The organism is Streptomyces bohaiensis, from assembly GCF_012033785.1.
GTDB lineage: Bacteria > Actinomycetota > Actinomycetes > Streptomycetales > Streptomycetaceae > Streptomyces > Streptomyces bohaiensis.
In genome coordinates this window covers 1-25,664 of the sequence record NZ_JAAVJC010000045.1, presented here as the reverse complement: position 1 = coordinate 25,664, position 25,664 = coordinate 1, and the positions used below count along the sequence as shown (strand labels likewise).

The following is a 25,664-nucleotide window of genomic DNA, read 5'->3' as shown; positions in this document are numbered from 1 at the left end:
GGCCACCGCCGGGGGGCGGTGGCCCGACCCGGTCAGTGGGGCGCCGGGCCGGGCGGTGCGACCGGGCCGCGGGCACCGGCGCCGAGCCGGTCGGAGAGCGCGCACAGCGCCGCCCGGTTCGGCTCACCCGTCTTGGCCACGAGGCTGGCGATGTGTTTCTCCACCGTGCGGGGCGAGATGTAGAGCCGCCCGGCGATCTCCTTGTTGCCGGGCCGGTCCGGCAACAGCCGGAAGACCTCGTACTCCCGGACCGTGACGCCGAGCGACCGGAGCGGCCCGGGGATGAGCTCCGAGCCGTCCCGGTGCTGGGGGATCGTCAGCCCCATCTGCCGGAGCAGCCCGCGGCAGGCGCCCGCCACCGCGGGCACGCCCGCCGCGTGGAAGTGCTGCTGCGCCTGCCGCAGCCAGCCGGCCGGATCGCCCCAGCCGGCGCCGTGGGCCTCCTCGCCCACCCACCGAAGACCCAGATGCAGCGCCAGCGGGTAGTCGGCGGCGATGCGGCGCGCCTCGGCGACGCGCTGCTCCGCCGCGTCGCCCCGGCCCTCCCGGCCCAGCAGGACGGCGTCGGCGAGGACCACGAAGTGGCGGTTCCACGGCACCCGACTGGGCGAACCGGCCGCCACCTCCTCGTACCGTCCGCGGTCGGCGGTTCCGTCGAGCACGTCCAGGAGCAGTCCCAGCCCGTGGTCCCCGACGAGTTGGAAGGTGGTGGCGTTCTGACTGCTCAGCCGATGCGCTGTGCGCAGTTCGTCCACCGCCCGCGGCCGGTCCTCCTCCAGCAGCGCGCAGAACGCGCGGGCGAGGCCGTGTGCGAGGGGCTCCTCCTGGGAACCCGCGCTGTCCCAGCGTTCGAAGGTCTCCAACGCCCGTTCCATGGCGGGGCGGTCGCCCCGATGCGCGCCGAGCGTCGCCCGGATGACCAGGAGGTAGCGGACGACCGGTGCCAGCCGGAGGCGTTGGGCGACCGCCAGGCACTCCTCGGCGCGCCGTTCCGCCCCGTCGGTGGCGCCGCGCAGGACGTCATCGAGGACGAGGATGCCCTCGATCGTGTGCACCAGCGGCACGGCGCCCAGCCGCTGCGCCTCGTCGCGTGCCTCGGTCAGCGCGCCGGTGGTGCCCTCTCCGAGCCACCGGTGGCCGCCGATGCGCACCATGGCGTACATGCGGTGCAGCGGCAGCCGGTTCCGCTGTGCCGTGTGCAGCGACAGTTCGAGGTACTCCAGGGCCTGTTCGGGGGCGCGTTCCCGGGTGAGGGTCCCGAGCAGCTCCCACGCCTCGCAGGCGACGGTGGGCAGGTCGCGGCGCCGGGCGACGTCCACGGCGGCCGCGGCCAGGGCGATGGCGCGTTCGGTGCGGTCGGGCCCGGGGGTGTCCAGCACCAGATGGGCGGCGGCGACATCGGCGGCGGCCCCCACCGCCTCGTCGGGCTCGGTGGCGAGCAGCGAACGGGCCTGCTCTATCTGCGCGTTGCCGTCCTCCCACCGTCCGATGGTGTGCGCGACCTTGGCGAGCCGGATACGCAGCGCCGCGAGGCGGGGCGCGCTGAGCCCGGCGCCGACCAGTTCGCGCAGGCTGTCGGCCAGGGCGAGCGCTTGCGTGAACTCTCCCGATTCGGCCAGCGCGGGCAGGAGTTCCTCCAGGACGCCCGCTCTGGCGGCTGTTTCGCCTGCGGTCGCCAGCAGCCGCTCGGCGCGGGTGAGCAGCGCCACGGCGGATCCGACGGCGCCGTCGCGCAGCGCGCGGTCCCCGGCGACGGCGAAGAGCCGCCCCGCCTCGCCCGGACGGCCCCCGTCCGCCCGCAGCGCCGCGACGGTGGTGCACCACTCGCCCTCCAGCTCCGGGTGCAGTCCGTGCGCGGCGTCGGCGGCGCTGGTCGCGAGCGCGGCGCGGCTGGCCGGGGTGAGCTGGGAGAGGAGCGTGGTCACGGTCAACGGGTGACGGAAGGCGTACCAGTCGGGGTTCGGGTCGTCGGCCACGACGATCTGGGCGGTGACCGCGGCGTGCAGGTGGCTGAGGAGTGTCCGGTCGTCCAGGGCGGTCATCCGCTGGAGCACCGACAGCGGGAAGCGGGGGCCGAGGACGGCGGCCGCGGAGAGCAGGGCGTGGCCCTGCGGGCCCAGCCGTTCGACGCGGTGTCCGATGCCGCGTGCGAGGAGTTCCGCGAAGGCGTGCCGCAGGTCGTGGACCACCTGCCAGGTGCCGCCGGTGCGCACCAGGGCGCCGCTGCCGACCATCGACTGCAGCAACTCCTCGACCAGCAGGGGGCTGCCTCCGCTGGCTTCCCACAGTCGGTCCAGTGCCTCGGCGGGCACGGCGTCGGGGGTGGTGCCCAGGCAGTCGGCGGTCATGGTCGCGGTGGCGCCGCGGTCCAGGGAGGCGAGGTGGAGCAGGGCACCGGTCTGCCGGCGGGCGGCCGAGTGGGCCAGGTCGAGTGTGCCGCCGGGGTCGTCCCGGCTGGTGATGAGGAGCAGCACCGGCAACTGCTCCAGATTGTCGACGAGGTACTCGACGACGGCGAGGGTCTCGGTGTCGGCGGCGTGGAGGTCCTCCAGGATCAGCACGGTGCCGTGGTCGTGGCCGATCTGGGCCAGCAGCCGCAGGACCGCCTCGCCCAGGGCCACCAGGGAGGTGGGGCCCTGGGCGTCGGCGGCCCAGTCGGGGATCAGTCGCCCCAGCACGGGCCGGTAGGGCCCGAACCGGGAGTCGTCCAGCGGCTCCGCGCCGCGGAACAGCGGCATCAGAGCCTCGGTCAGCGGTCGGAACGGCACCATGGGGCCGATGGTGCTGGTCCGGCCGCGCAGGACCCGCATGCCGCTTCCCAGCGCGGAGCCGGTGGCCTCCGCAACCAGCCGGGACTTGCCCGTGCCGCTCTCGCCGGTCAGGAAGACGGTGCCGCCCCGGCCGTCGCGCGCCGTTTCCAGCGCTCCGGTTATCACGGCGATCTCGGGGTCCCGGCCAACGACACGCGGCGCGATGATGGGCATGGCTTCATCGTAGGCGCCCGTGCTCGCGTGCCGCCCTGTTCGAGAAGGCTTCCCGCAATGATGCGTTTCGTCCCGCGAGTCCGTCGACGGCCTCGGCCGACCGGCCCCGACCCGCGGTTTCTCCCCGAGTGCGTCAGATGGGCGCGGAGACCGTGGTGTGGGCGGCGTGGAGCGAGGCGACGACGCCGGTCCCCAGTGGCAGGCCCGCCAGCGCCCGGGCCCGCTCGTTGCGCAGGTTCCGTCCGGAGAGCTGCATCGCCCCGGCGGGGTCGCCGGGGGCTGAACCGGTGGAGCCGGCGACCGGGGCGTCGTCGGTGGCGCAGCCGGTGTGGGGGGAGAGGCGAGTCATGACGATTCCTCCGGGATTTCGATGGGGAGTGGTGCGGGGTGTCGGTGCGGTGCGGTCGGTGCGCCGTTCCGGGCGATCGGGTGATCCGGCGGGGGTCGGCGGCGACGGGGCACGTGCCCGGCGGCCACCGGGCACCTCACCCGCCACGACGGTGACCGGCCGGTCCTGCGCCGGGTGCGAGCAGAAGAACGGAGGGTACCGTCTCGGGAAAACCGAGCCGCAGCAGTGTGTGACCGATACCGGCCAGCCCGTCCAGTAGGCCGGGGCTGGGCACGCGACCCGGTGTGGCGCACCGGTGGCCGTCCCGGTGCAGCGCGCCCAGGACCAGCCCTCGTCGGTGCGCCAGCCGCTGCGCGGCGGCAGGGTCGCCTCCTGCGGCGAGAACGGCGAGCGCCTCCAGCGATCCCGCCTCCCCGTGGCAGGGCGTCAGGTCGGCCGTGGCGGGGCGTGCGGCCAGCCGCTCCGAGGCGGAGTCGAGCAGCCCGTGGCCCAGCCGCCACGGGTCCGCGCCCGGGCCGTCGGTCGCCGCGAGCAGCCACCCCGGGGTTCCGGAGCACCAGGAGAGATCGGCCGGGGCCGACTCCAACGCCCGGTGGGCTCGGCTCAGAAGCAACCGGCCGGTGTCGCCGGCCGCGCCGGGGCGGTGTGCCGCGTGACGCAACAGCGCCCAGGCGATTCCGGTGGCGCCCCGGGCGAAGCCCGGCTCGGGGACGGCGGTGGGCAGGTCGTCCACCGCCGCCGTCAGTCGGTCGGCCAGGTCGTCGGCGAGTCGGCCCGCCAGGGGCAGTTCGCGGGCCGTGGCGACCGAGGTCGCGGCGGCGAGCGCCCCCGCGAGACCGTCCGCGACGGACAGGGCGGGCGGCTGGCCGGTCGGCCGGCCGGTCGGTGTCGCGGCGGCGGCGAGCGCGGTCAGCGCGTCCGGCAGGGCGGCGGGCACGTCCGTGCCGAGCAGGGTCTCCAGGCGGGACACGGCGTAGACGATCCCGCCCAGCCCGCTGAACCCCCCGGGGCCGACGGCCCGGCTCAGCTCCGGCCGCTCGGCGAGGTTCCTCACGAGGGCGGGCAGCGGGCGCACCGCGGCGCGGGCGAGGTCCGTGTACCGGGCGCGGCCGGTGAGAGCCCCGAGCTCGGCGAGGAAGAGAGCGACGCCGGGATAGCCGTGTGCGAGCCCGGCACCCATCGGCAGCACCGCCCAGTAGGCGTCCTCGACGGGTTCCACGCCGAGCCAGTTGGCGCGCCCGCCGCCGTGCTGGGCGCGCGCCACGATGTCGTCGGCGACGCGACAGGCCGCGGCCAGCAGCAGCGCGGGGTCCGCGACCTCCGCGGGGGCGCCCGCTCCTCCGGGAGGCAGCGGCTTGGCCCGGTGGCGCCCGGTGCGGCCGGCGTCGTCGGCGGTGGCCAGTGAGGCGGTGATGACCCACTCCTGGCACCGACGGTCCATCTCGTCCATCGCCTCGACCCGGCCCCTGACCGTGGCGAGCGCGGCTTCCCCGAGGATCCCGGGGAGGCGTTCGCCCGCGGAGGTTCGGACGGTCCGGGAGCCTGGCCGGTGGCGGAACAGCGGGAGGTCGCCGCCCCAGAGGTCGGCCGTCTCGGCCTCGGCGAGCGCGAGGCGTGTCGGGTCGCCCGCCGCCTCGGTCCAGAGCAGGGCGAACACCGCCTCGCGCAGCAGGGCGTCACCCAGCACACCGGGGTGGAGGGACTCCTCCAGCAAGGTGGCGTAGAGGCGCGACGGCCGGGCCACGACGCGGCACTCCAGTGCCTCGGCGCGGCGCAGCGGGCCGTCCTCGGCGAGGAATCCGGCGCGACCGCTCTGCACGGCCCGGTAGCCGTCGTGGAACCCGTTGACGAGCGCTGCGTGGTAGTCGGTGTGCGCCACCGCGCCGCCGGCCAGCTGCGGCTGGTTCTGCGCGGGCGGTGCCGGGGCCGGGCGGAGCGTCCGGCGCATCCGGTCGGTCCCGGCCTCCTCCCAGCCCTCCATGCCCCAGGGGGCCTGGCCGGCGCCGCCGACGGCCGAGACGTCCAGCTGGCCGTGGTCCCCCAGGACGACCTGCGGCAGGACGCAGGTCTGGTAGACGGAGGCGGTGATCCGGGCCGCCGCCGGGTCGTCACCGGTGACGTTGGGCAGCGGGAGGTCGGGGTGGAAGAGGGTTTCCGCGTCCACGAGCACCGGTTGGTCGCCGTGGGCGATCAGGTTCTCCCGGTGCAGGTCGGCGCCGCACAGCGCGTGTGCCAGTGCCAGCAGCGCGCCCTGCCGGCGGTAGAACCGGTCGACGTCACCGACGGTCCGGCAGGACAGGTGGTCGACGTGTTCCATCCAGCCGTACCCGGCCGACCGCACGGTGGCCGCGGTACGGAGCGTGAGGTCGGGCACCGCGGCGTTGAGCCAGGAGACGGCGGCGTCCCACACGGCGTGGTGGTCCAGCGGACGTGGCTTGTACAGCGCCCGTGCACCGTCGCGGAAGTGGAGCCGGGCGACCGCGCGCCCGCCCAGGTGGGTGTCGCCCAGCGCGAGTTCGACGCGGGTGAGCGGTCCCGGGTCGCGCCCGGCCCACAGCCCGGCGACGATCCGCGGGCGGTCCCGTGCGTACCGGTCGGCGAGCTCCGCCGCCGCGTCCGCCGACGAGGTGCAGAGTTCGGCGAGGACCCGTGCGAGGACGGGGTAGCGGGCGAGCAGGGTCACGAGGTGTCCGGGGTCGCCGAGCGTTGCCGTGAAGGAGTCGAACCGCTCGGTGGGGGTGGCCCCGACGAGGAGGCCCGAGGTGCGCGCGGTGTGCAGCTCGCGCACCAGCGTCCGGGCCGCCGTGTCGACCAGGCGCTCCGCCAGCCACGGTCTGAACGCCGCCTCCACCGCGTGCCGTTCGGCGTCACCGGTGGCGGGGTCGTAGGAGCCGCGGAGCCGTTCGAGGGCGTGGGCCGAGAACGGGCGGAGCACCGCCGCGAACGCGTCGCGCCAGTCGCCGTCGGCGGTTCGGGCGGCCGGTCCGTTCGCGGCGGCGCGCAGCGCCTGCTCGACGAACACGGCCCACGGCGGGCTCGGCGCGCGTTCCCCCAGCGCGGTCGGCGACTCGTGCCACAGCGCCGCGCCGAGCGCCTCGGGCACGCCGAGCGCTGTCAGGCGCGCGGCGGTGCCGGCCGTGTCGAGCCCGGCGAGTGCCTCGCGCCACGCGGTGACCGTCGGGCCGTCGGCGGCGGGGGGGCGGCCGGGCGCGGCGAGCCGCTCCCGCAGGGTCAGTCCGCGGGCCCACCACAGCGGCGGGAGCGGCTGCGGCGGTACGCGGTCGGTCTGCGTCGCGGCGGAGGTCGAAGTCACCCGCACACCGTCGCACCGGGCCCGCGGCAGGTACATGGGGGATCGGCCCCCATATTCCCGGGGGCGGTCGGCCGCAGGGCGGGCAGACGGGGCCGCCCGAGGGCGGCAGCACCGGTCTGAGCTGCGCGAACGCCACGGCCTCCGCGGCGCGTCCGGGGCCGCCCGGGGGAGTGGGGGCGGGCGGGGGCACCGTGGTGACCGGTGCGGGCGGGGGCACGGGCGGGCGGTGGCGGGCCGGAATGTGGGGGCGGCCCACCGATGCCGGGCGGCCGACCCGCGGTCGAAGCTCGGGTCGCCGGTGGTAGCCGGTTCGCGACCGAGGAGGAGCAGCCATGAGAGAACCGGTGCGCGTAGGCGTCGTGGCACTGGACCGGGTGCTTGAGGCGGGCACCCGCAGCGCCCTGGAGCAAGGGGCGGATCTGCTGGTGGTGGACTCCGCCGACCGGCCGGCGGTGGTTGTGGTCGTCGTGGACCGGGTGACCGAGCCGGTGCTGGACCTGGTGCGGCGCCACCGCGCCGATGAGCACCGGCCCGAAGTGGTCCTCGTGGCGACAGAGTTGGCTCCCACCTCGGCGCTGCACGCCATCGCCTGCGGTGCGCGGGGGCTGCTGCGGCGGCAGGAGGCGAGCGTGCCGCGGCTGGCCGCCACGGTGCTGGCCGCCGCCCAGGGCGACTGCTCGGTTCCCCCGGACCTGCTGGACGGGCTGCTGGAGCGCGGCGCCGCCGGGGGGATGTCGGACGCCTGGGGATCGGCGGGGCTCAGCGAGCGGGAGCAGGCGGTGCTGCGGATGGTCGCCGACGGACGGGAGACGAGCGAGATAGCGCGTGAACTGTGCTACTCCGTCCGGACCGTCACGACCGTCCTGCACGACGTGACCCAGCGGTTCCGGCTGCGCAACCGTGCGCACGCGGTCGCCTACGCCCTCCGGGCGGGTCTGCTGTGAGCGGGATCGCGGTGCGTGGCGGCGTCCCGGTCGCCTTCGGCGCGGACCGGCTCCACGGCCACCGGCCCGCGCCCCGGCTGCCCGAGGCGGCTGCGGGCCGCGTCGGTCGTACCGGCGAGGTGGCGGTCCGGGTGCGGTGCACGGAGCCGAGGCTGCGCGCCCGTTGGGACGAGCGGCTGTCCGCCGCCGGTGTCCCGACCGCCACCGGCCCCGGCGGCTCCGAGGTGCTGCTGGCCGTGGGCCACACGCTGCAGCAGGCCGTCGAGTTGTGCGGTCCCGACGTGCCGGGGCGCCCGCGCCCGGTGCTGGTCGCCGCCGACCGGGTCTGCCCCGAGGGGGTGCTGAGCGCCGTGCGTTGCGGCGTCCGCACGGTGCTGCGGGCCGCTGACGCCTCCCCGACGCAGCTCGCCGCCGCGGTCCTGGCAGCCCACCACGGGGACGGACGGCTGCCCTACGGTGTGCTGGTGCGGCTCCTCAACGCCCCGGCCGGTGGTGCCGAGACCCCCGCGCGGGTGAGTTCCGGCGCGAGCGAGCCGCTGCAACCGCTCACGCCCCGGCAGACCGCGGTGCTGGCGCTGGTGGCGGAGGGGCACGGCAACGCCGTCATCGCCCGCGTGCTGAGCTGTTCCGAGCACACCGTCAAGAACGTCATCTACGAGCTGATGTCGCGGTTGCAGGTGCGGAACCGAGCTCACGCCGTCGCCCGGGCGGTGCGCGCCGGCCTGATCTGACCCTCCTGCTGCCGGTCACGGCCGGCCCGGGTGCTCACCGCCCCGGGCCGGCCGTTCGGCGTGCCGGTCAGCCGCGAGCTGCGCCGACCGGTGCGTACACCGCGTCGCCGCGCATGCCCTCGCCCGCGGGAGAGGGCTCCGCCAGATCCGAACCGACCGGGCCCAGCTGCCGGTTGCCCTCCCCGACGTGCACGACGCGCGGGACGAGCTGCCGCGCCTCGGCGTCGGGCACGACCGCGTAGGAGATGATGATCACCATGTCGCCCGGCTGGACGAGTCGGGCGGCGGCCCCGTTGATGCCGATGACCCCCGTTCCGCGCTCGCCGGCGATGACGTAGGTCTCCAGGCGGGCGCCGTTGGTGATGTCCACGATGTGCACCTGCTCGCCGGCCAGCAGGTCGGCGGCGTCCATCAGGTCCTCGTCGATGGTCACCGAGCCCACGTAGTGCAGGTCGGCCTGGGTCACGGTCGCGCGGTGGATCTTGGACTTGAAGACGGTGCGGTGCATCTCGGGCTCTCCTCGGGGGTTCGGGTGGTGCGGTTCGGTCGTCTCGGGGCGACGGCGTGCCATGGGCGATCAGGTGCGTCGCCGCCCCGGTTCAGCGGGGTTCGGGGACGGTCGTGGCGGCAGGCTCGGCCGGGGTCGCGGCGGTCGCCACCGGGACGGCGGCCGGCTCGGCCGGCGGGGGAGCGGGCGTGTCGGGAACGGCGGGTGCGTCCGGTGGGACCGCGTCGGCGGCGGTGGTGGTGGCGCGGCGCACCGGCCCCGACACCGTCGCGGCCAGCGCCATCGCCACCATCCACACCGTCAGCACACCGGCGGCGGCGCGCACCCCGAGACCCTCCAGCAGCAGACCGCCCGCCAGGGCCCCCAGCGGGAGCGCTCCGTTGGCGAGCAGGCTGGAGGCGCTGAGGACGCGGCCCCGCAGCGCGTCCGGGGTGGTGGCCAGCTGGTAGCTGCCGACGGCGACGTTCCACACGGGCCCGACGAACCACATCGCCACGTACGCCACGGCCGCCGGCCACAGCCCGCCGCCCAGGAAGAGGACGCACATCAGCAGCGCCCACACCCAGTTCGCACCGATGACGAGGACGTTCAGCGGCACCCGGCGGCAGAACCAGCCCGCCGCCAGCGAGCCGGCCATCCCGCAGGCCCCGGCGACTCCGAGCAGGACCCCCACCGACGCCGGCCCCGCGCCCTCCTCGGCCAGCAGCACGATGACGACCAGGAACAGCGCCCGGAACAGCATGTTGCTCCCCGCCACGAGCAGCGCGGCGGAGCGCAGGAACGGACGGCGCCACAGCCAGACCAGCCCCTCGAACATGCGGCCGAACTGCTCGGTGATCCGGGCGCGTCTGCTCCTGACCGGGCCCGTGTCGTCCGGCATTGCCGCCCGTGCGGGACGCCGGGCCTGGAAGTCCTTCCGGATGCACAGCAACGTCACGAGGGAGACCAGGTAGGCGAAGGCCTCCAGCACGAACGGCACGGCGCGGCCGAGGCCGAACAGCACGCCGCCCAGCGGGGTTCCCACCATCGTCGCGGCGCGGCTGCGCGACTCGTTGCGCGCCAGCGCCAGGGAGAGCTGCGAGCGGTGCACGACATTGGGCACGGCCGCGGTGGAGGCCAGTCCGTTGAGCACGGTGAGTGTGCCCTCGACGAAGCCGACGACCATCACGTGCGCCAGACGGAGCTCACCGAGCACCAGCGCCAGCACGATGCTCGCGGCCCCCAGCGCCCGGAGCGCGTCGCACCAGACCATCACACGCTTGCGGTTCCACCGGTCGACCAGGACCCCGGCGGGCAGCTGGAAGAGCAGGGCCGGCAGCAGGGTCACGAAACCCACCAGCCCCGCATCGGCGGCGGAACCGGTGACGGCCAGGATCAGCAGCGGGTAGGCGACCGTGGAGGCGGTCGATCCGACCAGTGCCACCGCGGACCCGCCCCACAGCAGCATGAAGTCGCGGTTGCGCCGCAGCGGCGTGACCTCCGGGCCGCCGTGCGGGCCACCGGTTGTCGTCATGGACCTTTCCCACCTCTCTGATCCCGCGGGCACCGCGGACCCCGCAGTGCCGGGCGCCGGGCGTACGGGGCCGGCCCGGCCGGGCCGCACGGCGTGGTCGCCGGGCGGTGCCGCCAGCTTCGCGGCGACGACGGGCCGTCCACAGGGAAGTACGCGCACAAACCGCGACGGGCGCGCTGCCAAGGACTCCGCCGGAAGTTCTCTGCCCCCCGCCACCGACCGGAGCCGACCCTGGCCACATGACTGCTGACCCACCCCTCCTCACTGCCCGTTCGAGCTCACGGCGGAGCGGTGGCCGCCCGGGCCGCTCCCTCCCCCACCTGGTGGAGGCGGCGCCCGACGCCTCCCCGGGAACGCGCGACCTGGCCGCCCGCCGGGGCGAGATACGCGGGCTGCTGCGCGAACACGGCGCGGTGCTGCTGCGCGGCTTCGGCCCCGGTGACGTCGACGGGTTCGACGGTGTCGTCCGCACCCTGGGCGGGCTGCCCCTCGGCTACGCCGAGCGCTCCTCGCCGCGCAGCACCATCAAGGGCAACGTCTACACCTCCACCGACTACCCGCCGGCCGAGGAGATCTTCCTCCACAACGAGAACTCCTACCAGGCGACCTGGCCGCTCACGCTGTTCTTCTACTGCGTCAGCCCGCCCGACACCCAGGGCTCCACCCCGCTCGCCGACACCCGCAGGGTCCTCGCCGCGATCGACCCCGACGTCCGGGAGGAGTTCGCCGCCCGCGGCTGGATGGTGGTCCGCAACTTCAGCGAGGGCTTCGGCGTGCCGTGGCAGGAGGCGTTCAACACCGAGGACCGAGCCCAGGTCGAGGCGTACTGCGCACGCGGCGGGATGACCGCCGAGTGGACACCGGGCGGGCTGCGCACCCGCGCCCGCCGGGAGGCCGTCCACCGCCACCCGGTCACCGGGGAGCAGGTGTGGTTCAACCACATGACGTTCTTCCACGTTTCGACCCTGAAGCCCGACGTGTGCGCCGCGCTCCGTGAGATGTACGCGGAGGAGGACCTCCCCACCAACACGTACTACGGCGACGGCGCCCCCGTGCCCGACGACGTCGTGGCGCACATCCGGGGCTGTTACCGCGCCCAGTGGCGGCGCTTCGACTGGCAGCGTGACGACGTGCTGGTCGTGGACAACATGCTGGCCGCGCACGCCCGCGAGCCGTTCACCGGACCTCGTCGGATCGCCGTCGCCATGACCGAGCCCTCCGACGGCCCCGTCGAGCAGAGCTGACCGCCCCGCCGCCCCGCGCGCGGCGGCCGCCCCCGCGCCCGACCGGACCGACCGGCGCGGGCCCCGTACCGCACCACCCGCAGCCCCGACCGCGGCACGCCGCCCCCGGGGCCCGCCCCGCACCGGCAGCACCGCCGCCGGACCACACGCCCAGGGAGACGACCGATGGAAAGCGCCGACGGCGGATACCCGCTGTCCCACGCACAGGAACAGCTCTGGCTGCTCGACCAGCTCAGGCAGGGCGGCGCCACCGAGTACCTGATGCACGAGACCTTCCGCATCATCGGCCCGCTGGACGACCGGGCGCTGTCGGCGGCGCTCACGGAGATCGCCGCCCGGCACGAGGTGCTGCGTACCCGCTACGGCACCGAGGGCGGGTCGCCCGTCCAGCTCATCGACGACCCGGTGCCCGTCGTCCCGGACCGCGCGGACCTCGGCGACCTTCCGCGTGCGGAGCGCGAGGACCGGCTGCGGCAGCTGGTCGAGGAGCGGAGCCGACGCCCGCTGGACCTGCGGGCGGAACACCCCTGGCGCGCGGCGCTGGTCCGGCTCGCACCCGGGGAGCACGCGCTGCTCCTCACCTTCCACCACATCGCGTTCGACGGCTGGTCCTGGGGGATCGTCGCCGACGAACTCCGCGCGCTCTACGAGGCGTTCCGTACCGGCGGCCCCGACCCGCTGGAGCCGCTGGAGCTCCAGTACGCCGACTACGCCGAGTGGCGCCGGGAGTGGCTGGCGGCACAGCCCGAGGTGACCGACCGGCAGCTCGACCACTGGCGGCAGCGGCTCGCCGGCCTCGAACCACTGGACCTGCCGACGGACCGCCCCCGCCCCGCCACCTGGCAACCGGACGGCGACATCGTCCGCTTCACCGTCCCCGCCCCCCTCGCCTCCCGCGTCCGGGAACTGGCGCAGGCGCGCGGAGCGACGCTCTTCATGACCTACCTCACCGCCTACCAGCTGCTCCTGGCCCGGTACGGCGGCTGTGCGGACGTCGCCGTCGGCGTCTCCTTCGCCCGCCGCGACGACGTGCGGTTGGAGAAGCTGCTCGGGATCTTCCTCGACACCGTCGTGATCCGCGGCGACCTCGGCGGCCACCGCACCTTCCCCGAGCTGCTGGACGGAGTCAAGGACGCCACCCTCGACGCCTACGGCAACCAGGACGTCGCCTTCTCCCAGGTGGTGGCGGCGCTGGACCCGCCGCGCGACCCCGGTCGCAACCCGCTCTTCCAGGCCGGGTTCGCCCTCCACAACGCGCACCGCAGCCCCTTCTCCCTTCCGGGGCTCACCGTCACCCGCGAGGAACCCACCACCCGCAGCGGCGCGTTCGACCTCTCCCTCCACCTCGCCGAGCGGGCCGACGGCACCATGACGGGAGAACTGCTCTTCCCCGTCGCGCTGTTCGACCGCGACCGGATCGAACGCATGGCGGCCAACCTGCTCCAGCTGCTGGAGGGCGTCACGGGCCACCCCGGCAGGCCGGTCGCCGAACTCGACCTGCTCGCCCCCACCGAGCGCGCGACGGTGCTCGGCTGGGGCGAAGGCCCGCTCGCCCCCACCGGCGACGACCGGCCCCTGGTACGCATGGTGCTGGACCGCGCGGCCGCCACCCCCGACGCCGTCGCCGTCGCCCACGACGACGGTGACGTCACCTACGCCCGACTGGCCCACCGCGCCGCCGAACTGGCCACCGCCCTGGTCGACGCGGGCGTCCGCGCGGCCGACCCCGTCGCCGTCAGCCTGCGTCGCGGACCCGACCTGGTCGCCTCGATCCTCGCCGTACTCGGCACGGGCGCACAGCTCGTGCCCCTCGCCACCGACCTGCCCCCGGCGCGGCGCAACGCGCTGCTCGCCGACTCCGCCGCCGGCGTCGTCCTGACCGCGGAGGAGTTCCGCGACCGGTTCGCCGAGAGCGCCCGCGTCCTCACCGTCGACACCCTCCCCACCACGCCGAACGGCGCCGGGCACCTGCCGCCCGCCGGGTTCCCGTACCGCGCCGACCCCGACGACGCCGCCTGCCTCATCTACACCTCGGGATCCACCGGCACCCCCAAGGGCGTGGTCGTCCGCCACGGCGGCCTCCGCAACCGCGTCCTGTGGTCGGTCGACCGCTACGCCATGACCCCGGCCGACAGGCTGCTGCAGAAGACGACCATCGGCTTCGACGCCGCGATGTGGGAGTTCCTCTCCCCGCTGGTCTCCGGCGGCACCGTCGTCGCCGCCCCCGACGACGCGCACCGCGACCCCTCCGTCATGGCCGCCGCGGTGGCGCGCCACCGGGTCACGCTGCTGCAGGTGGTCCCCTCCGTGCTGCGGCTGCTCGTCGAGGAACCGGCCCTCGCCGGATGCTGCACCCTGCGGCTGGTCAGCTCCGCGGGCGAACCGCTGCCCGCGGCGCTCTGCGAGGGGCTGCGGGCCGTGCTTCCCCAGGTCGAGGTCCACAACACCTACGGGCCCACCGAGTGCTCCATCGACTCCACCCACCAGGCGTACCGCCCCGGCGACCCGGCCGCCGGAGTCGTGCCCATCGGCCGGCCGCTGCCGGGCGCCGGGCTCTCCGTCGTGGACGCCGCCGACCGGCTGGTGCCCGTGGGCGTCCCCGGCGAGCTGTGCGTGCGCGGCGTCGGACTGGCCCGCGGCTACCACGGGAGAGCCGCGCAGACCGCCGAGCGGTTCACCCCCGACCCGTACGCGACCACCCCCGGCGGCCGGTGGTACCGCACCGGCGACCTGGTGCGCTGGCGGGCCGACGGCACCCTGGAGTTCCTGGGACGCACCGACGACCAGGTCAAGGTGCACGGGGTGCGGATCGAACCGGCCGAGATCGAGGCGCTGCTCACCGCACACCCCGCCGTGGCCGCCGCCGCCGTCACCGCGACCCGCGACGCGCACGGCGACACCGCACTCACCGCCTTCGTCGTCCCGGCCGCTCCCGACGACGAGTTGGCCGCCACCCTGCTCGACCACCTCGCGGACCGGCTCCCCGCTCCCGTCGTTCCCGGTCGGCTGCTGCTGCTGGAGCAGATGCCGCTGACCGCCAGCGGCAAGACGGACCGCCGCGCGCTCCCCGACCCCGACCGGGCCGCTGCCGGCGGTGCCGCCGCCTCCGCCGACGGTGCCGCGCCGAGCGACCCGACCGAGGCTGCGATCGCCGCGACGATGGCCGAGGTGCTCGGCGTTCCCGTCACCGACACCCGCGCGGACTTCTTCGCCCTGGGCGGCCACTCCCTCCTCGCCATCCGCCTCGCGCTGCGACTGCGCCGCACCTTCGGCGTCGAGCTGACGGTGGCAGAACTGTTCAACGACCGCACCGTCGCCGGCCTCGCCGACCGGGTCCGCCGGGCCGCCGCGCCCGTCGACACGGTGCGGCCCGAGCCGCGGGAGGGCGGCCTGCCGCTCTCCCACGGTCAACAGCGGCTCTGGTTCCTGGAGCAGCTGGACCCCGGCGGCTCCGAGTACCTGATCCCGCTGGCGCTGCGGCTCCGGGGCCCGCTCGACACCGACGCGCTGCGCGGTGCGCTGGAGGATGTCGCCCGGGTCCACGAGGTGCTGCGCACCCGCTACACCGACCGGGACGGCACACCGCTCCAGCACGTCGACCCGCCCGGCAGCGTCCCGTTCCACCTCGCCGACCTGACCGCCGGACCCGGCGGGACGGGGGACGGCCCCGCTGTCCCCGAGCGGCTGCGGGCCGACCGGGCCCGGGAGCTGGTCGAGCAGGCGCTGCGCGTCCCGTTCGACCTCTCCCGGGAGCACCCGCTGCGCGCCACCGTCGTGCGTGCGGCCCCCGACGACCACTGGCTCGCCCTGACCTCCCACCACATCGCCTTCGACGCCTGGTCCACCAAGATCTTCCTCCGCGACCTCGACCGCGCCTACCGGCTGCGGACCGGTGGCGAGGGCGCCCCGCTCGGCTCGCCCGCCGTGGGTTACGCCGACTACGCCGCCTGGCAGCGGCGGCAGGAGGACACCGCGGCGACGGCCGACCGCCTGGCGTACTGGCGGGACCGGCTCGCGGACCTCGTCCCCGTCGAGCTGCCCACCGACCGGCCCCGGCCGGCGCTGCGCGACCCCAGCGGCGACACCGTGGTCGTGGACCTCCCGGCCGAGACCGCCGCAGCCGTCTCCCGCCTCGCGGCACGCCACGGCGCCACCCCGTTCATGACGCTGCTCACCGCGTTCCAGGTGCTGCTGCACCGCTACACCGGCCGCGCCGACATCGCGGTGGGCACGCCCGTGGCGGGTCGCACCCGCGAGGAGACCGAGGAACTGCTGGGCGTCTTCGTCAACAACCTGGTGATCCGCACCGACCTCGCCGGATCGCCCGCCTTCGCGGACCTCATGGGACAGGTCCGCGAGCGCACCCTGGAGGCGTTCGCCCACCAGGAGGTCCCCTTCGAGCGGGTCGTCGAGGAGGTCGCCCCCGGACGCGACCTCTCGCGCAGCCCCCTCTTCGAGGTGATGTTCGAGCACCAGCACATGGGAGGCATCGCCGGCTCCCTCGGCGACCTCGCCGTCGAACCGTTGCGCGCGGGGGAGGGGGTCGCCAAATACGACCTGACCCTCACCGTCAAGGAGCGGCCCGACGGCCGCATGCACTGCTGGTTCGAGTACGCCACCGCGCTCTTCGACCGCGAGACCGTCGAGCGCCTCGCGACCCACTACCTGCGGGTGCTGGAGTCGGCGGTGGCCGGCCCCGACACCGCCGTCGGGGAACTCCGACTGATCCCGGACGCCGAACTGCGCCGCCTCACCGCCGAATGGCCCGACCCGCTCGACCCCGCCGTCCCCGGTGTGGCGGCCGACGGCACCCCGGACGCCACCGTCCCGGAGCTGTTCGCACGCCGGGCCGCGGCCACCCCGGACGCCGTCGCCCTCCTCCACAGCGGTCCGGCGATGAGCTACGGCGAGCTGGAACGACGCAGCCGCCGCCTCGCGCACCGCCTGCGCGAGCTGGGGGCAGGGCCGGAGACGGTCGTCGCCTCCTGCCAGCCCCGGAGCGTCGACACGGTCGTCACCCTGCTGGGCGTGCTGCGCGCGGGCGCCGCCTACCTCCCGCTCGACCCGGCGCACCCGCCGCGCCGCCTCGCGGGCATCCTCGCCGATGCCGAGGTGCCGCTGGTGGTCACCACCGCCGCGCACCGTGACACCGCGACCGCCGCCGCCGACGGCCGGACCGTGGTCACCGTCGACGAACTCCCCGAACCGCCCCCCGGCACCGACGCCGCGGCTCTCCCGCCGCCGGACCCCGAGGCGCTGGCCTACGTCATCTACACCTCGGGTTCCACCGGCCGGCCCAAGGGCGTCATGATCGACCATCGCGCCTACGCCCACCACTGCCTGACCGCGGCGCACCTGTACGGCATCGCCCCGGGCGAGCGCGTCGGCCAGCTCTCCGCGCCCACCTTCGACGTGGCGATGGAGCAGATCGCCGCCCCGCTGGTGGTCGGCGCCACCGTCGTCGTCGCGGACCCGCTGTTCTGGACGCCGGAGGAGCTGCCGGGCAAGCTCGCCGAGCACCGCGTCACCGTCCTGGAGACCACCCCGGCGTACTACCGCGAGGTGATGGCGCACGACACCTCCGCCCTCACCGACCTGCGGCTGATCAACCTCAGCAGTGAGGTCGTGACCGTCTCCGACGCCCGCCGGTGGGAGGAGACCGGGCTGCCCGGTCGCTTCATCGCCTGCTACGGACCGACCGAGGCGAGCGTCAGCTCCGTCCTCCACACCGAGCTGGGCGACCTCGCCACGCAGCGCGGCACCGCCTCCCTCCCGCTGGGACACGCGTTCCCCGGCACCCGCGCCTACGTCCTGGACGCCCGGCAGCGCCCCGTCCCCACCGGCGTCCCCGGCGAACTCTGCCTGGGCGGCGTGCGGCTGGCCCGCGGGTACCACGGGCGGCCCGACCTGACCGCCGACCGGTTCGTGCCCGACCCCTTCGGCCCGGCCGGCGGCCGGCTCTACCGCACCGGCGACCTCGTGCGCCACCGCCCGGACGGCGTCCTGGAGTTCCTCGGCCGCATCGACCAGCAGGTCAAGATCCGCGGCCTGCGGATCGAGCTCGGCGAGATCGAGGCCGCGCTCACCGAGCACCCCGGGGTGAGCGCCGCCGCGGTCGTCGCCCGGGAGTCGGCCGCGGGCGGCGCGGACCTCGCCGCCTACGTCGTGGGCGAGGACGGGCCCGCCCCCGAACCCGCCGCGCTCCGCGAGCACCTGCGGGAGAGACTGCCGGACTACATGGTTCCCGCGCTGTGGACGGCGCTCCCCGCGCTGCCGATGACCTCCAGCCAGAAGATCGACCGCCGGGCGCTCCCGGAGCCCGAGATCGGCACCCCCCGGCCGTACACCCCGCCCCGCGACCCCGCCGAGGAGGCCGTGGCCACCGTCTGGGCGGAGACCCTGGGCCTGGAACGCGTCGGCGCGGACGACGACTTCTTCCTGCTGGGCGGGCACTCCCTGCTCGCCACCCGCGTCCTGGCGCGGCTCCGCGAGACCTTCGCCCTCGACCTGCCGCTGCGGCTGCTGTTCGAGGCGACCACCGTCGCCACGCTCGCCGCGGCCGTCACCGCGGCCGTGGAGGCCGAGATCGCCCAGCTCTCCGACGACGAGGTCACCCGACTGCTGAACCGGGAAGGCGCACGATGACCCACCAGACCCTGGACGCCGCGGCCCTGCGCGCACAGCTGCTCAGCCGCCGGCTGCGGGGCGCGGCCCCCGCCCGCCCCGACCTCCTCCCCACCGTCCCCCGCGGCGGCCCGCTGCCGCTCTCCCACGCCCAGCGGCGCCTGTGGGTCCTGGACCGCCTCGCGCCGGGCGGCACCGCCTACCTGATGACCGCCGCGCTGCGGCTGCGCGGCGAGCTGGACCCCGCCGCGCTGACCCTCGCCCTCGACGAACTCCTCGCGCGCCACGAGGTGCTGCGCACCCGCTACGAGGAGCGGGACGGCGAACCCTCCCAGATCATCGACCAGCCCGGTCCGCTGCACCGCACCGAGACCGACCTGCGCCCGCTCCCCGCCGACCGGCGGCGCGAGAGGCTGGCAGCCCTCGCCACCTCCGACCGCGAACCGGTCGACCTCGCCACCGGGCCCGTCACCCGGGCGGTGCTGGCCCGCACCGCCGACACGGAGCACGTGCTCTTCCTGACGGTGCACCACATCGCCTCCGACGGGGTCACCGAGGACCTGCTGGTGGGCGAACTCCTCGACGCCTACCACCGTCACAGCACCGGCGGCCCGGCGCCCGTCCCCGCACCGGGCGACGAGGACACCTCCCGGCCGCAGTACGCCGACTTCGCCGCCTGGCAGCGCGGCCACCTCACCCCTGAGCGGCTCGACACCGACCTCGGTTACTGGCGCGACCGGCTCAGCGGCCTGGAGCCGCTGCGCCTGCCCACCGACCGGCCCCGACCCGCGGTGCGCGAGGACGCGGGCGCCGTCGCCGGGTTCGAGGTGCCGGCCGCCGTCGCCCACCGCGTCGCGACGCTCGCCAAGGAGGCCGGGGCCACCCCGTTCATGGCCTACCTCGGCGTCTTCCAGCTGCTGCTCGGCCGGTACTGCGGTACCCGGGACGTCGCCGTCGGCACCCCGGTCTCCGGCCGGGACCGCCCCGAGACCCAGCGGATGGCCGGCCTCTTCCTCAACACCCTGGTACTGCGGGCCGACCTCGGCGGCGAACCCGACTTCCGGGAACTCCTCACCCGGCTCCGCTCCTCGACCCTGGACGACTACGGCCATCAGCAGGTGCCCTTCGACCGCATCGTCGCCGCCCTGGACCGCCGGCGCGACCCCTCACGGAACCCGCTGGTCGACACCCTGTTCCTCTGGGACGCGGCCCCGGCCGACGGTGCCCCGCACGGGGGCCGTCGCGTCGGCAAGCTCACCGCCGAACAACTGCCGGTGGGGGAGACCACCGCCAAGTTCGACCTGACCCTCTCGGTCACCGAACGCGCCGACGGCTCGCTGCGCGGCGGCCTCAACTACGCCACCGCCCTCTTCGACGCCGACACCGCGCGGCGCGCCGCCGACCACTACGTCCGGCTGCTCGCCGCGGTGGCCGCCACTCCCGACACCCCGGTCCACTCGCTGGAGATGATGGCGCCGCCCGAGCGCCACCAGGTGGTCCACGCCTGGAACGACACCGCCGTCGACCACCCGGGCGGCACCCTGCACGGGCTGATCGAGGAACAGGCGGCGCAGCGCCCCGAGGCGGTCGCGGTCCGCGCCGACGGAGCGGAGCTGACCTACGCCGAGACCGACCAGCGCGCCGAGGCGCTCGCCGCCCTGCTGCGCTCGCACGGCGTCGGCCCGGGAACGGTCGTCGGCGTGCACCTGGACCGCTCCCTGGCGCTGCCTGTGGCGCTGCTCGCGGTCCTCAAGGCCGGCGCCGCCTACCTGCCGCTGGAGCCGGGGCTCCCCGCCGAGCGCCTCGCCCACATGACCGAGGACTCCGGCGCGGTCGCCCTGGTCACGGACGCGGCCGACCCCCGGCCCGACGAACCGGTCCCGGTCGTCCGGATCGGCCCGGACGGCCGCCCGGCCCGGCCCGGGGGCGCAGCCCGAACCGTCGCCCCCGCCCACCCGGCGGCGGGCGAGCGCGACGCCGCCTACCTCATCTACACCTCCGGCTCCACCGGTCGGCCCAAGGGCGTGGTGATCGAGCACCGAGCCATCGTCAACCGGCTGCGCTGGATGCAGGACGAGTTCGCCATCGGCGCCGGCGACCGCGTCCTGCAGAAGACCCCCATCGGCTTCGACGTTTCCGTCTGGGAACTGTTCTGGCCGCTGACCGCGGGCGCCACCCTGGTGATGGCGCGGCCCGGGGGCCACCGCGACCCCGCGCACCTCGCCGAGGTCATCGCCGCCGAGGGGATCACCACCCTCCACTTCGTGCCGTCGATGCTGCGCGCCTTCTGCACCACCCCGGCGCGGGAGGACGCACCGCTCACCTCCGTCCGCCACCTGCTGTGCAGCGGTGAGGCGCTCCCCGGCGACCTCGTCGCGGACGCCGCCCGCCGCTTCCCCATCGCCCCCTACAACCTGTACGGGCCGACCGAGGCGGCCGTGGACGTCACCGGCACCCCCTGCGCTCCGGGCCGGCGCGTCACCATCGGCCGCCCCATCGCCAATACCCGCGCCCACGTCGTGGACGACGCGCTGCGCCCCGTCCCCGTCGGCGTGCCCGGCGAACTTCTCCTCGGCGGTGTCCAACTGGCCCGCGGCTACCACGGGCGGCCCGACCTGACCGCCGACCGGTTCGTGCCCGACCCCTTCGGCCCCGCCGGCGGCCGGCTCTACCGCACCGGCGACCTGGCGCGGTGGCTGCCCGACGGCAGCATCGACTACCTGGGGCGGCTGGACGACCAGGTCAAGATCCGCGGCCAGCGCATCGAACTCGGCGAGGTGGAGACACGGCTGCGCGAGCACCCGTCTGTCCGGGACGCCGCCGCGACCGTCCGCGACGGCCGACTCGTCGCCTACCTGGTCCCCGGCGCGGACACCGAGCAGGGCCCCGACCCCGCCGCTGTCCGAGGCTGGCTGCGCGAGCGGCTCCCCGAGGCCATGGTCCCCGCCGACTGGGTCGTGCTGGCACGCCTTCCGCTGTCCCCCAGCGGCAAGGCCGACCGGCGCGCCCTGCCCGCGCCCGACCGAGCGGGAGCGCAGGCGACCGTCGGGCACGTCGCCCCCCGCACCCCCCTCGAAGAGGTGCTCGCGGAGGAGCTGGCGCACGCCCTGGACCTGGAACGGATCGGGGTGACCGACCGCTTCTTCGACCTCGGCGGTGACTCCATCCGCGCGATCCGCGCCGTCGGCGCCTTGGCCGGCAGGGGAGTGGCACTCTCCGTCCAGCACCTCTTCACCCACCCCACCGTCGCCGAACTGGCCACGGTGGCGGCCCTGACCGACGACACCCCGGGCGCCGCGCTCGTCGAACCGTTCGCGCTGCTCACGGCGGACGAACGGTCGGCCCTGCCCGATGGGCTCGCCGACGCCTACCCCATGGGCGAGGTACAGGCCGGCATGGTCTACGAGCTCCTCGCCGACCCGGGCGCCAACTCCTACCAGAACGTCAGCAGCTTCCACTTCACCGACGACGGCCCCTTCTCGGAGGCGGCGCTCCGCGCCGCCATCGACCGCACCGTGGCCCGCCACGAGATCCTGCGGACCTCCTTCGCTCTCACCGGCTACGCCCGGCCCCTGCAACTGGTCCACCGCGAGGCGCCGGTCACCGTCGGCGTCACCGACCTGCGGTCCCTGTCCCCGCAGGCACAGCGCGAGGCCATCGGTACCCACCGGGCGACCGAGGCCGACACCCCGTTCGACCTCGCCACCGCGCCCCTGGTGCGCTACCACGTCCACCGCACCGGCGACCGGGCCTGGACCCTCACCCACACCGAGTGCCACGCCGTCCTCGACGGCTGGAGCCACCACTCGGTGATCCAGGAGATCCGCGCCGGGTACGGCGCGCTCCGCGAGCGGCCGGACCACCCGGCGGACCCGCCGCCCCGGGCGCGCTACGCCGACTTCGTCGCCCGGGAGCTGGCATCCCTCGCCTCCGACGACGACCGAGCCTTCTGGCGCGGCCGACTGGCCGACTACCCCCGGCTGGAGCTGCCCGCCGCCACCGCGCCGGCGGAACGCGGCGGCCCCGCCCACGAGGTGCGGGCACCCTGGCACGACCTCGCCCCCGAACTGCGGGAACTGGCCTCCGCCACCGGGACCTCGCTGAAGACCGTCCTGTACACCGCGCACCTGGCCACCCTCGGCGCCCTCTGCGGCCAACGCCGGTTCCTCGCGGGCGCCGTCTGCAACGGCCGCCCCGAGCTGCCCGACGGCGACGACACCCGCGGCATGTACCTCAACACCGTGCCGTTCGCGGTGGACCTCGACGCCCCGAGCTGGCGCGAGTTGCTCCGCGCCGTCTTCGCCGAGGAGGCGGCGGTCTGGCCGCACCGGCGCTACCCCCTGCCCGCCATGCAGCGGGAGTGGGGCGAGGGCACCCCACTGGTCGACGTGGTCTTCGGCTACCTCGACTTCCACGTGCTCGACCAGTCGGGCGCCGCGCCCGACGAGGTCACCGACAGCAGCCCCAACGAGTTCACCCTCGACGTCTGGACCTTCCCCGGCGACCTGCGGATCACCTGCCGCCCCGGCTGGGCCGACCGGACCCGCCTGGAGGCGTTCGCCGCGGTGTTCCTGCGGGTGCTGCGGGCCATGGCACGGACCCCGGACGCCGATCCGCGGCGGTTCCGGCCCGTGGAGCTGACGGCGGCCGCACGGCCCGTGACATCGGCCGACCCGCTCCCCGAACTCACCCTGCCCGAACTCGTGCTGCGCGCGGGACGGCCCGGAGCGGTGGCGCTCACCGCCGACGGTGCCGAGGTCACCCACGAAGAACTCGGGCGCCGCGCGCAGGCGTTCGCCCGACTGCTGCGGCGCCGCGGCGTCGGCGCCGAGACCCCCGTCGCCGTCTGCCTGGAGCGCGGCCCCGAGACCGTCGTCGCCCTGCTGGGCGTGATGCTCGCCGGTGGCACCTATCTCGCCGTCGACCCCGACTACCCCCGCGACCGGATCCGCTACCTGCTGGAGGACTCCGGCGCCTCCCTGCTGGTGACCCGGGCCGACCTGGTGGACCGCCTCGCCGGCACGGGCGGCCCGGAGCGCCTGCTGCTGGAGGACATCGAGCACGACGTCCGCGACAGCCCCGCCGACGCGACGACCGACCCGCTGCCGCGCGCCGCCTCGCCCGACTCCGCGGCCTGCCTCATCTACACCTCGGGTTCCACCGGCCGCCCCAAGGGCGTGCAGATCACCCATCGCAACATCGTCCGCCTTGTCCACGACGAGAACCACGCCCGCCTCGGGCCGGACGACGCGGTGCTGGTGGTCTCGCCCCTGGCCTTCGACGCCTCCACCTTCGAGCTGTGGGCCGCCCTGGCGGCCGGTGGGCGCCTCGTCCTGTGCCCGCCGGGCACCCCCACCACCGACAGCCTCGCCGACCTGCTGACGGGGAGCGGTGTCACCGTAGCCTTCCTGACCACCAGCCTCTTCCACCTGATGACCGAACGCCGCCCCGAGGCGCTGGCCGCCCCGCGCGCCGTCCTCACCGGCGGCGACGTCCTCTCCCCGTCCCACCTGCGGGAGGCGCGGGCCCACGGCGTCGTGGTGAGCAACATGTACGGGCCCACCGAGTGCACGACCTTCGCCACCGCCCACCACGACATCACCCCCGACCCCGCGGGCGGCGCCGTGCCGATCGGCTCCCCGATCGCCCGGACCACCGCCCTGGTGGTGGACCCCGGCATGAACCCGGTACCCCACGGTGTCGCGGGCGAGTTGCTGCTCGGCGGGCCCGGCGTGGCCCGCGGATACCACGGGCGCCCGGACCTGACCGCGGAGCGCTTCGTCCCCGACCCCACCGGCGCCACCCCCGGCGGCCGGCTCTACCGCACCGGCGACACCGTCCGCCAGGACCCCGACGGCACGCTCCACTTCCTCGGCCGCCGCGACCACCAGGTCAAGGTGCGGGGCCACCGCATCGAGCTCGGCGAGGTCGAGTCGGCGCTCGCCGCGCTCCCCGGCGTCTCGGCGGCGGCCGCCGCCGTCTGCCGCACCGGGGCCGACGGCGACAAGGAACTCGTGGGCTACGTTGTCGGACGTCCCGGTGCCGACGCCCTGGACCGCGCCGCGCTGCGCGGCGCGCTCCGCACCCGGGTGCCGGCGTTCCTCGTCCCGACCGCCTGGGTCGAACTGCCCTCGCTGCCGCTCAACGGCAACGGGAAGGTCGACCGTGCGGCCCTGCCCGCGCCCGACCGCGTCACCGCCGGTGACGCCCACCGGGCGCCCCGCACCGCCGCCGAGCGGGCGATGGCGCAGGTGTGGTGCGAGGTGCTCGGCCGGGAACGTGTCGGCGTGGACGACGACTTCTTCCTGCTGGGCGGCCACTCCCTCCTCATCCTGCGCGCGGTGGCGCTGCTGCGGGAGCGGCACGGGCTCCAGCTGACGGTCCGCGCCTTCGTGGAACACCAGACCCTGGAGGCGGTGGCGGCGGTGGCCGAGCGCGGCACCCCCGCGGGCGCGACCGCCCCCGCCCTGATGTGGCTCCGCGAGGAGGGCGACCGGGCACCGCTGTTCTGCGTGCACCCCGGCGGCGGCAGCGCCCACTGGTACCGGCGGCTGGTGCCGCACCTCCATCCGGAGCAGCCGGTGGCCGCGCTGGAGTGGCCCGGCCTGCAGGCCGGGCCCGGTGAACCCGTCCCGACCGCGACCGAGATGGCCTCCCGGTACCTCGGGGAGATCCGGCGGGCCCGGCCCCGGGGGCCCTACCGGCTGCTGGGCTGGTGCGGCGGCAGCGGCATCACCGCCGAGCTCGCGGACCGGCTGCGGGCGGACGGCGAGGAGGTGACCTTCGTCCTGCTCGATCCCGGGCTCGACAGCCACGACCGCGAGGGCCTGTGGCAGGAGTTCCGCCTCATCGAGCGGTGCACCGAGCTGCTGTCGGAACTGGAACGCCGAGAGGCCGCCGCCGATCCCGGCGACGTCACCGAGCTGCGGGCGGAGATCCTGCGCCTCCTGGAGCACCTGGTGGACGACGCCGACCCGGAGACGGGCATCACGCTGCCCGAGGAGAGCGGCGCCGCGGTCTGGCTGCCCTCCGCCCTGATCTGGCGCGAGGTCATGGAAATGACCCTGTCCTACCGCCACCGCTACTACCCCGGCACCCTGCACCTGGTCGCCAGTGACGAACTCGCCGACGGCGAGCACGAGGTGGCGTCCGGACAGGACTTCCGCGGCTACGTGGCGCGGTGGCGGGAGCTGACCGGCGGCCTGGAGGTCCACCGGGTTCCCGGCGACCACTTCGGCGTCATGCGGAAGCCGCACGTGGACGCCCTCGCGGCCACCCTGGACCGCCTGTTCGCCTGACACGGACCGACACCCGCGCCCGGACGGGCGGCGGACGGCGGTGCTCGCCGTTCCCGCGCGGTGCTCGCCGTTCCCGCGCGGTGCTCGCCGGGCCGCGGTCGTCGTCTCCGGCGGCAACATCTCCTTCGCTGCTCTTCCCGCCCGGGGCGCACCCGC

At 75.7% G+C, this 25,664-nt stretch carries 10 protein-coding genes; 5 read left to right on the top strand and 5 right to left on the bottom strand.

Annotated elements, in window-relative coordinates:
• Window positions 1-32: 32 nt before the first annotated feature.
• From HCN52_RS08325 to HCN52_RS08315, 3 genes are all read right to left on the bottom strand, one after another.
• Window positions 33-2,984 (bottom strand): helix-turn-helix transcriptional regulator, encoded by a 2,952-nt coding sequence (locus tag HCN52_RS08325; RefSeq protein ID WP_168087731.1) that lies wholly within the window; start codon window positions 2,982-2,984, stop codon window positions 33-35.
• Between the two features lie 133 nt (window positions 2,985-3,117).
• Window positions 3,118-3,333 (bottom strand): hypothetical protein, encoded by a 216-nt coding sequence (locus HCN52_RS08320; protein WP_168087724.1) that lies wholly within the window; start codon window positions 3,331-3,333, stop codon window positions 3,118-3,120.
• Window positions 3,334-3,469: 136 nt separating this feature from the next.
• Window positions 3,470-6,646 (bottom strand): type 2 lanthipeptide synthetase LanM family protein, encoded by a 3,177-nt coding sequence (locus HCN52_RS08315; RefSeq protein ID WP_168087730.1) that lies wholly within the window; start codon window positions 6,644-6,646, stop codon window positions 3,470-3,472.
• 332 nt (window positions 6,647-6,978) lie between these two features.
• Here HCN52_RS08315 and HCN52_RS08310 point away from each other — a divergent pair, with 332 nt between their 5' ends.
• Together HCN52_RS08310 and HCN52_RS08305 are read left to right on the top strand one after the other, a co-directional pair.
• Window positions 6,979-7,590 carry a helix-turn-helix transcriptional regulator gene (locus HCN52_RS08310; protein WP_168087729.1) on the top strand — a complete coding sequence of 204 codons (612 nt, stop codon included), beginning with the start codon at window positions 6,979-6,981 and terminating at the stop codon, window positions 7,588-7,590.
• On the top strand, window positions 7,587-8,321 hold the full coding sequence (locus HCN52_RS08305) for a helix-turn-helix domain-containing protein (RefSeq protein WP_312876602.1): 735 nt from the start codon (window positions 7,587-7,589) through the stop codon (window positions 8,319-8,321). The genes HCN52_RS08310 and HCN52_RS08305 overlap by 4 nt, the downstream gene beginning before the upstream one ends.
• Window positions 8,322-8,388: 67 nt before the next feature.
• Here HCN52_RS08305 and panD read toward each other — a convergent pair whose 3' ends face one another.
• Together panD and HCN52_RS08295 are read right to left on the bottom strand one after the other, a co-directional pair.
• Entirely contained in the window at window positions 8,389-8,829 is a 441-nt protein-coding gene (panD, locus tag HCN52_RS08300) for an aspartate 1-decarboxylase (RefSeq protein WP_167969492.1), read from the bottom strand.
• A gap of 91 nt (window positions 8,830-8,920) precedes the next feature.
• Window positions 8,921-10,342, bottom strand: a complete 1,422-nt coding sequence (locus HCN52_RS08295) for an MFS transporter (RefSeq protein ID WP_168087728.1) — start codon at window positions 10,340-10,342, stop codon at window positions 8,921-8,923.
• Window positions 10,343-10,665: 323 nt separating this feature from the next.
• Here HCN52_RS08295 and HCN52_RS08290 point away from each other — a divergent pair, with 323 nt between their 5' ends.
• The 3 genes from HCN52_RS08290 (at window position 10,666) to HCN52_RS08280 (ending at window position 25,508) form a co-directional block, all read left to right on the top strand.
• Entirely contained in the window at window positions 10,666-11,586 is a 921-nt protein-coding gene (locus HCN52_RS08290; protein ID WP_376767105.1) for a TauD/TfdA family dioxygenase, read from the top strand.
• A 165-nt stretch (window positions 11,587-11,751) separates the two neighbouring features.
• Window positions 11,752-18,231: a non-ribosomal peptide synthetase gene (locus HCN52_RS08285; RefSeq protein WP_168087726.1), complete on the top strand. Its 6,480-nt coding sequence runs from the start codon at window positions 11,752-11,754 to the stop codon at window positions 18,229-18,231.
• Window positions 18,228-25,508 carry a non-ribosomal peptide synthetase gene (locus HCN52_RS08280; protein ID WP_168087725.1) on the top strand — a complete coding sequence of 2,427 codons (7,281 nt, stop codon included), beginning with the start codon at window positions 18,228-18,230 and terminating at the stop codon, window positions 25,506-25,508. The genes HCN52_RS08285 and HCN52_RS08280 overlap by 4 nt, the downstream gene beginning before the upstream one ends.
• Window positions 25,509-25,664 lie beyond the last annotated feature (156 nt).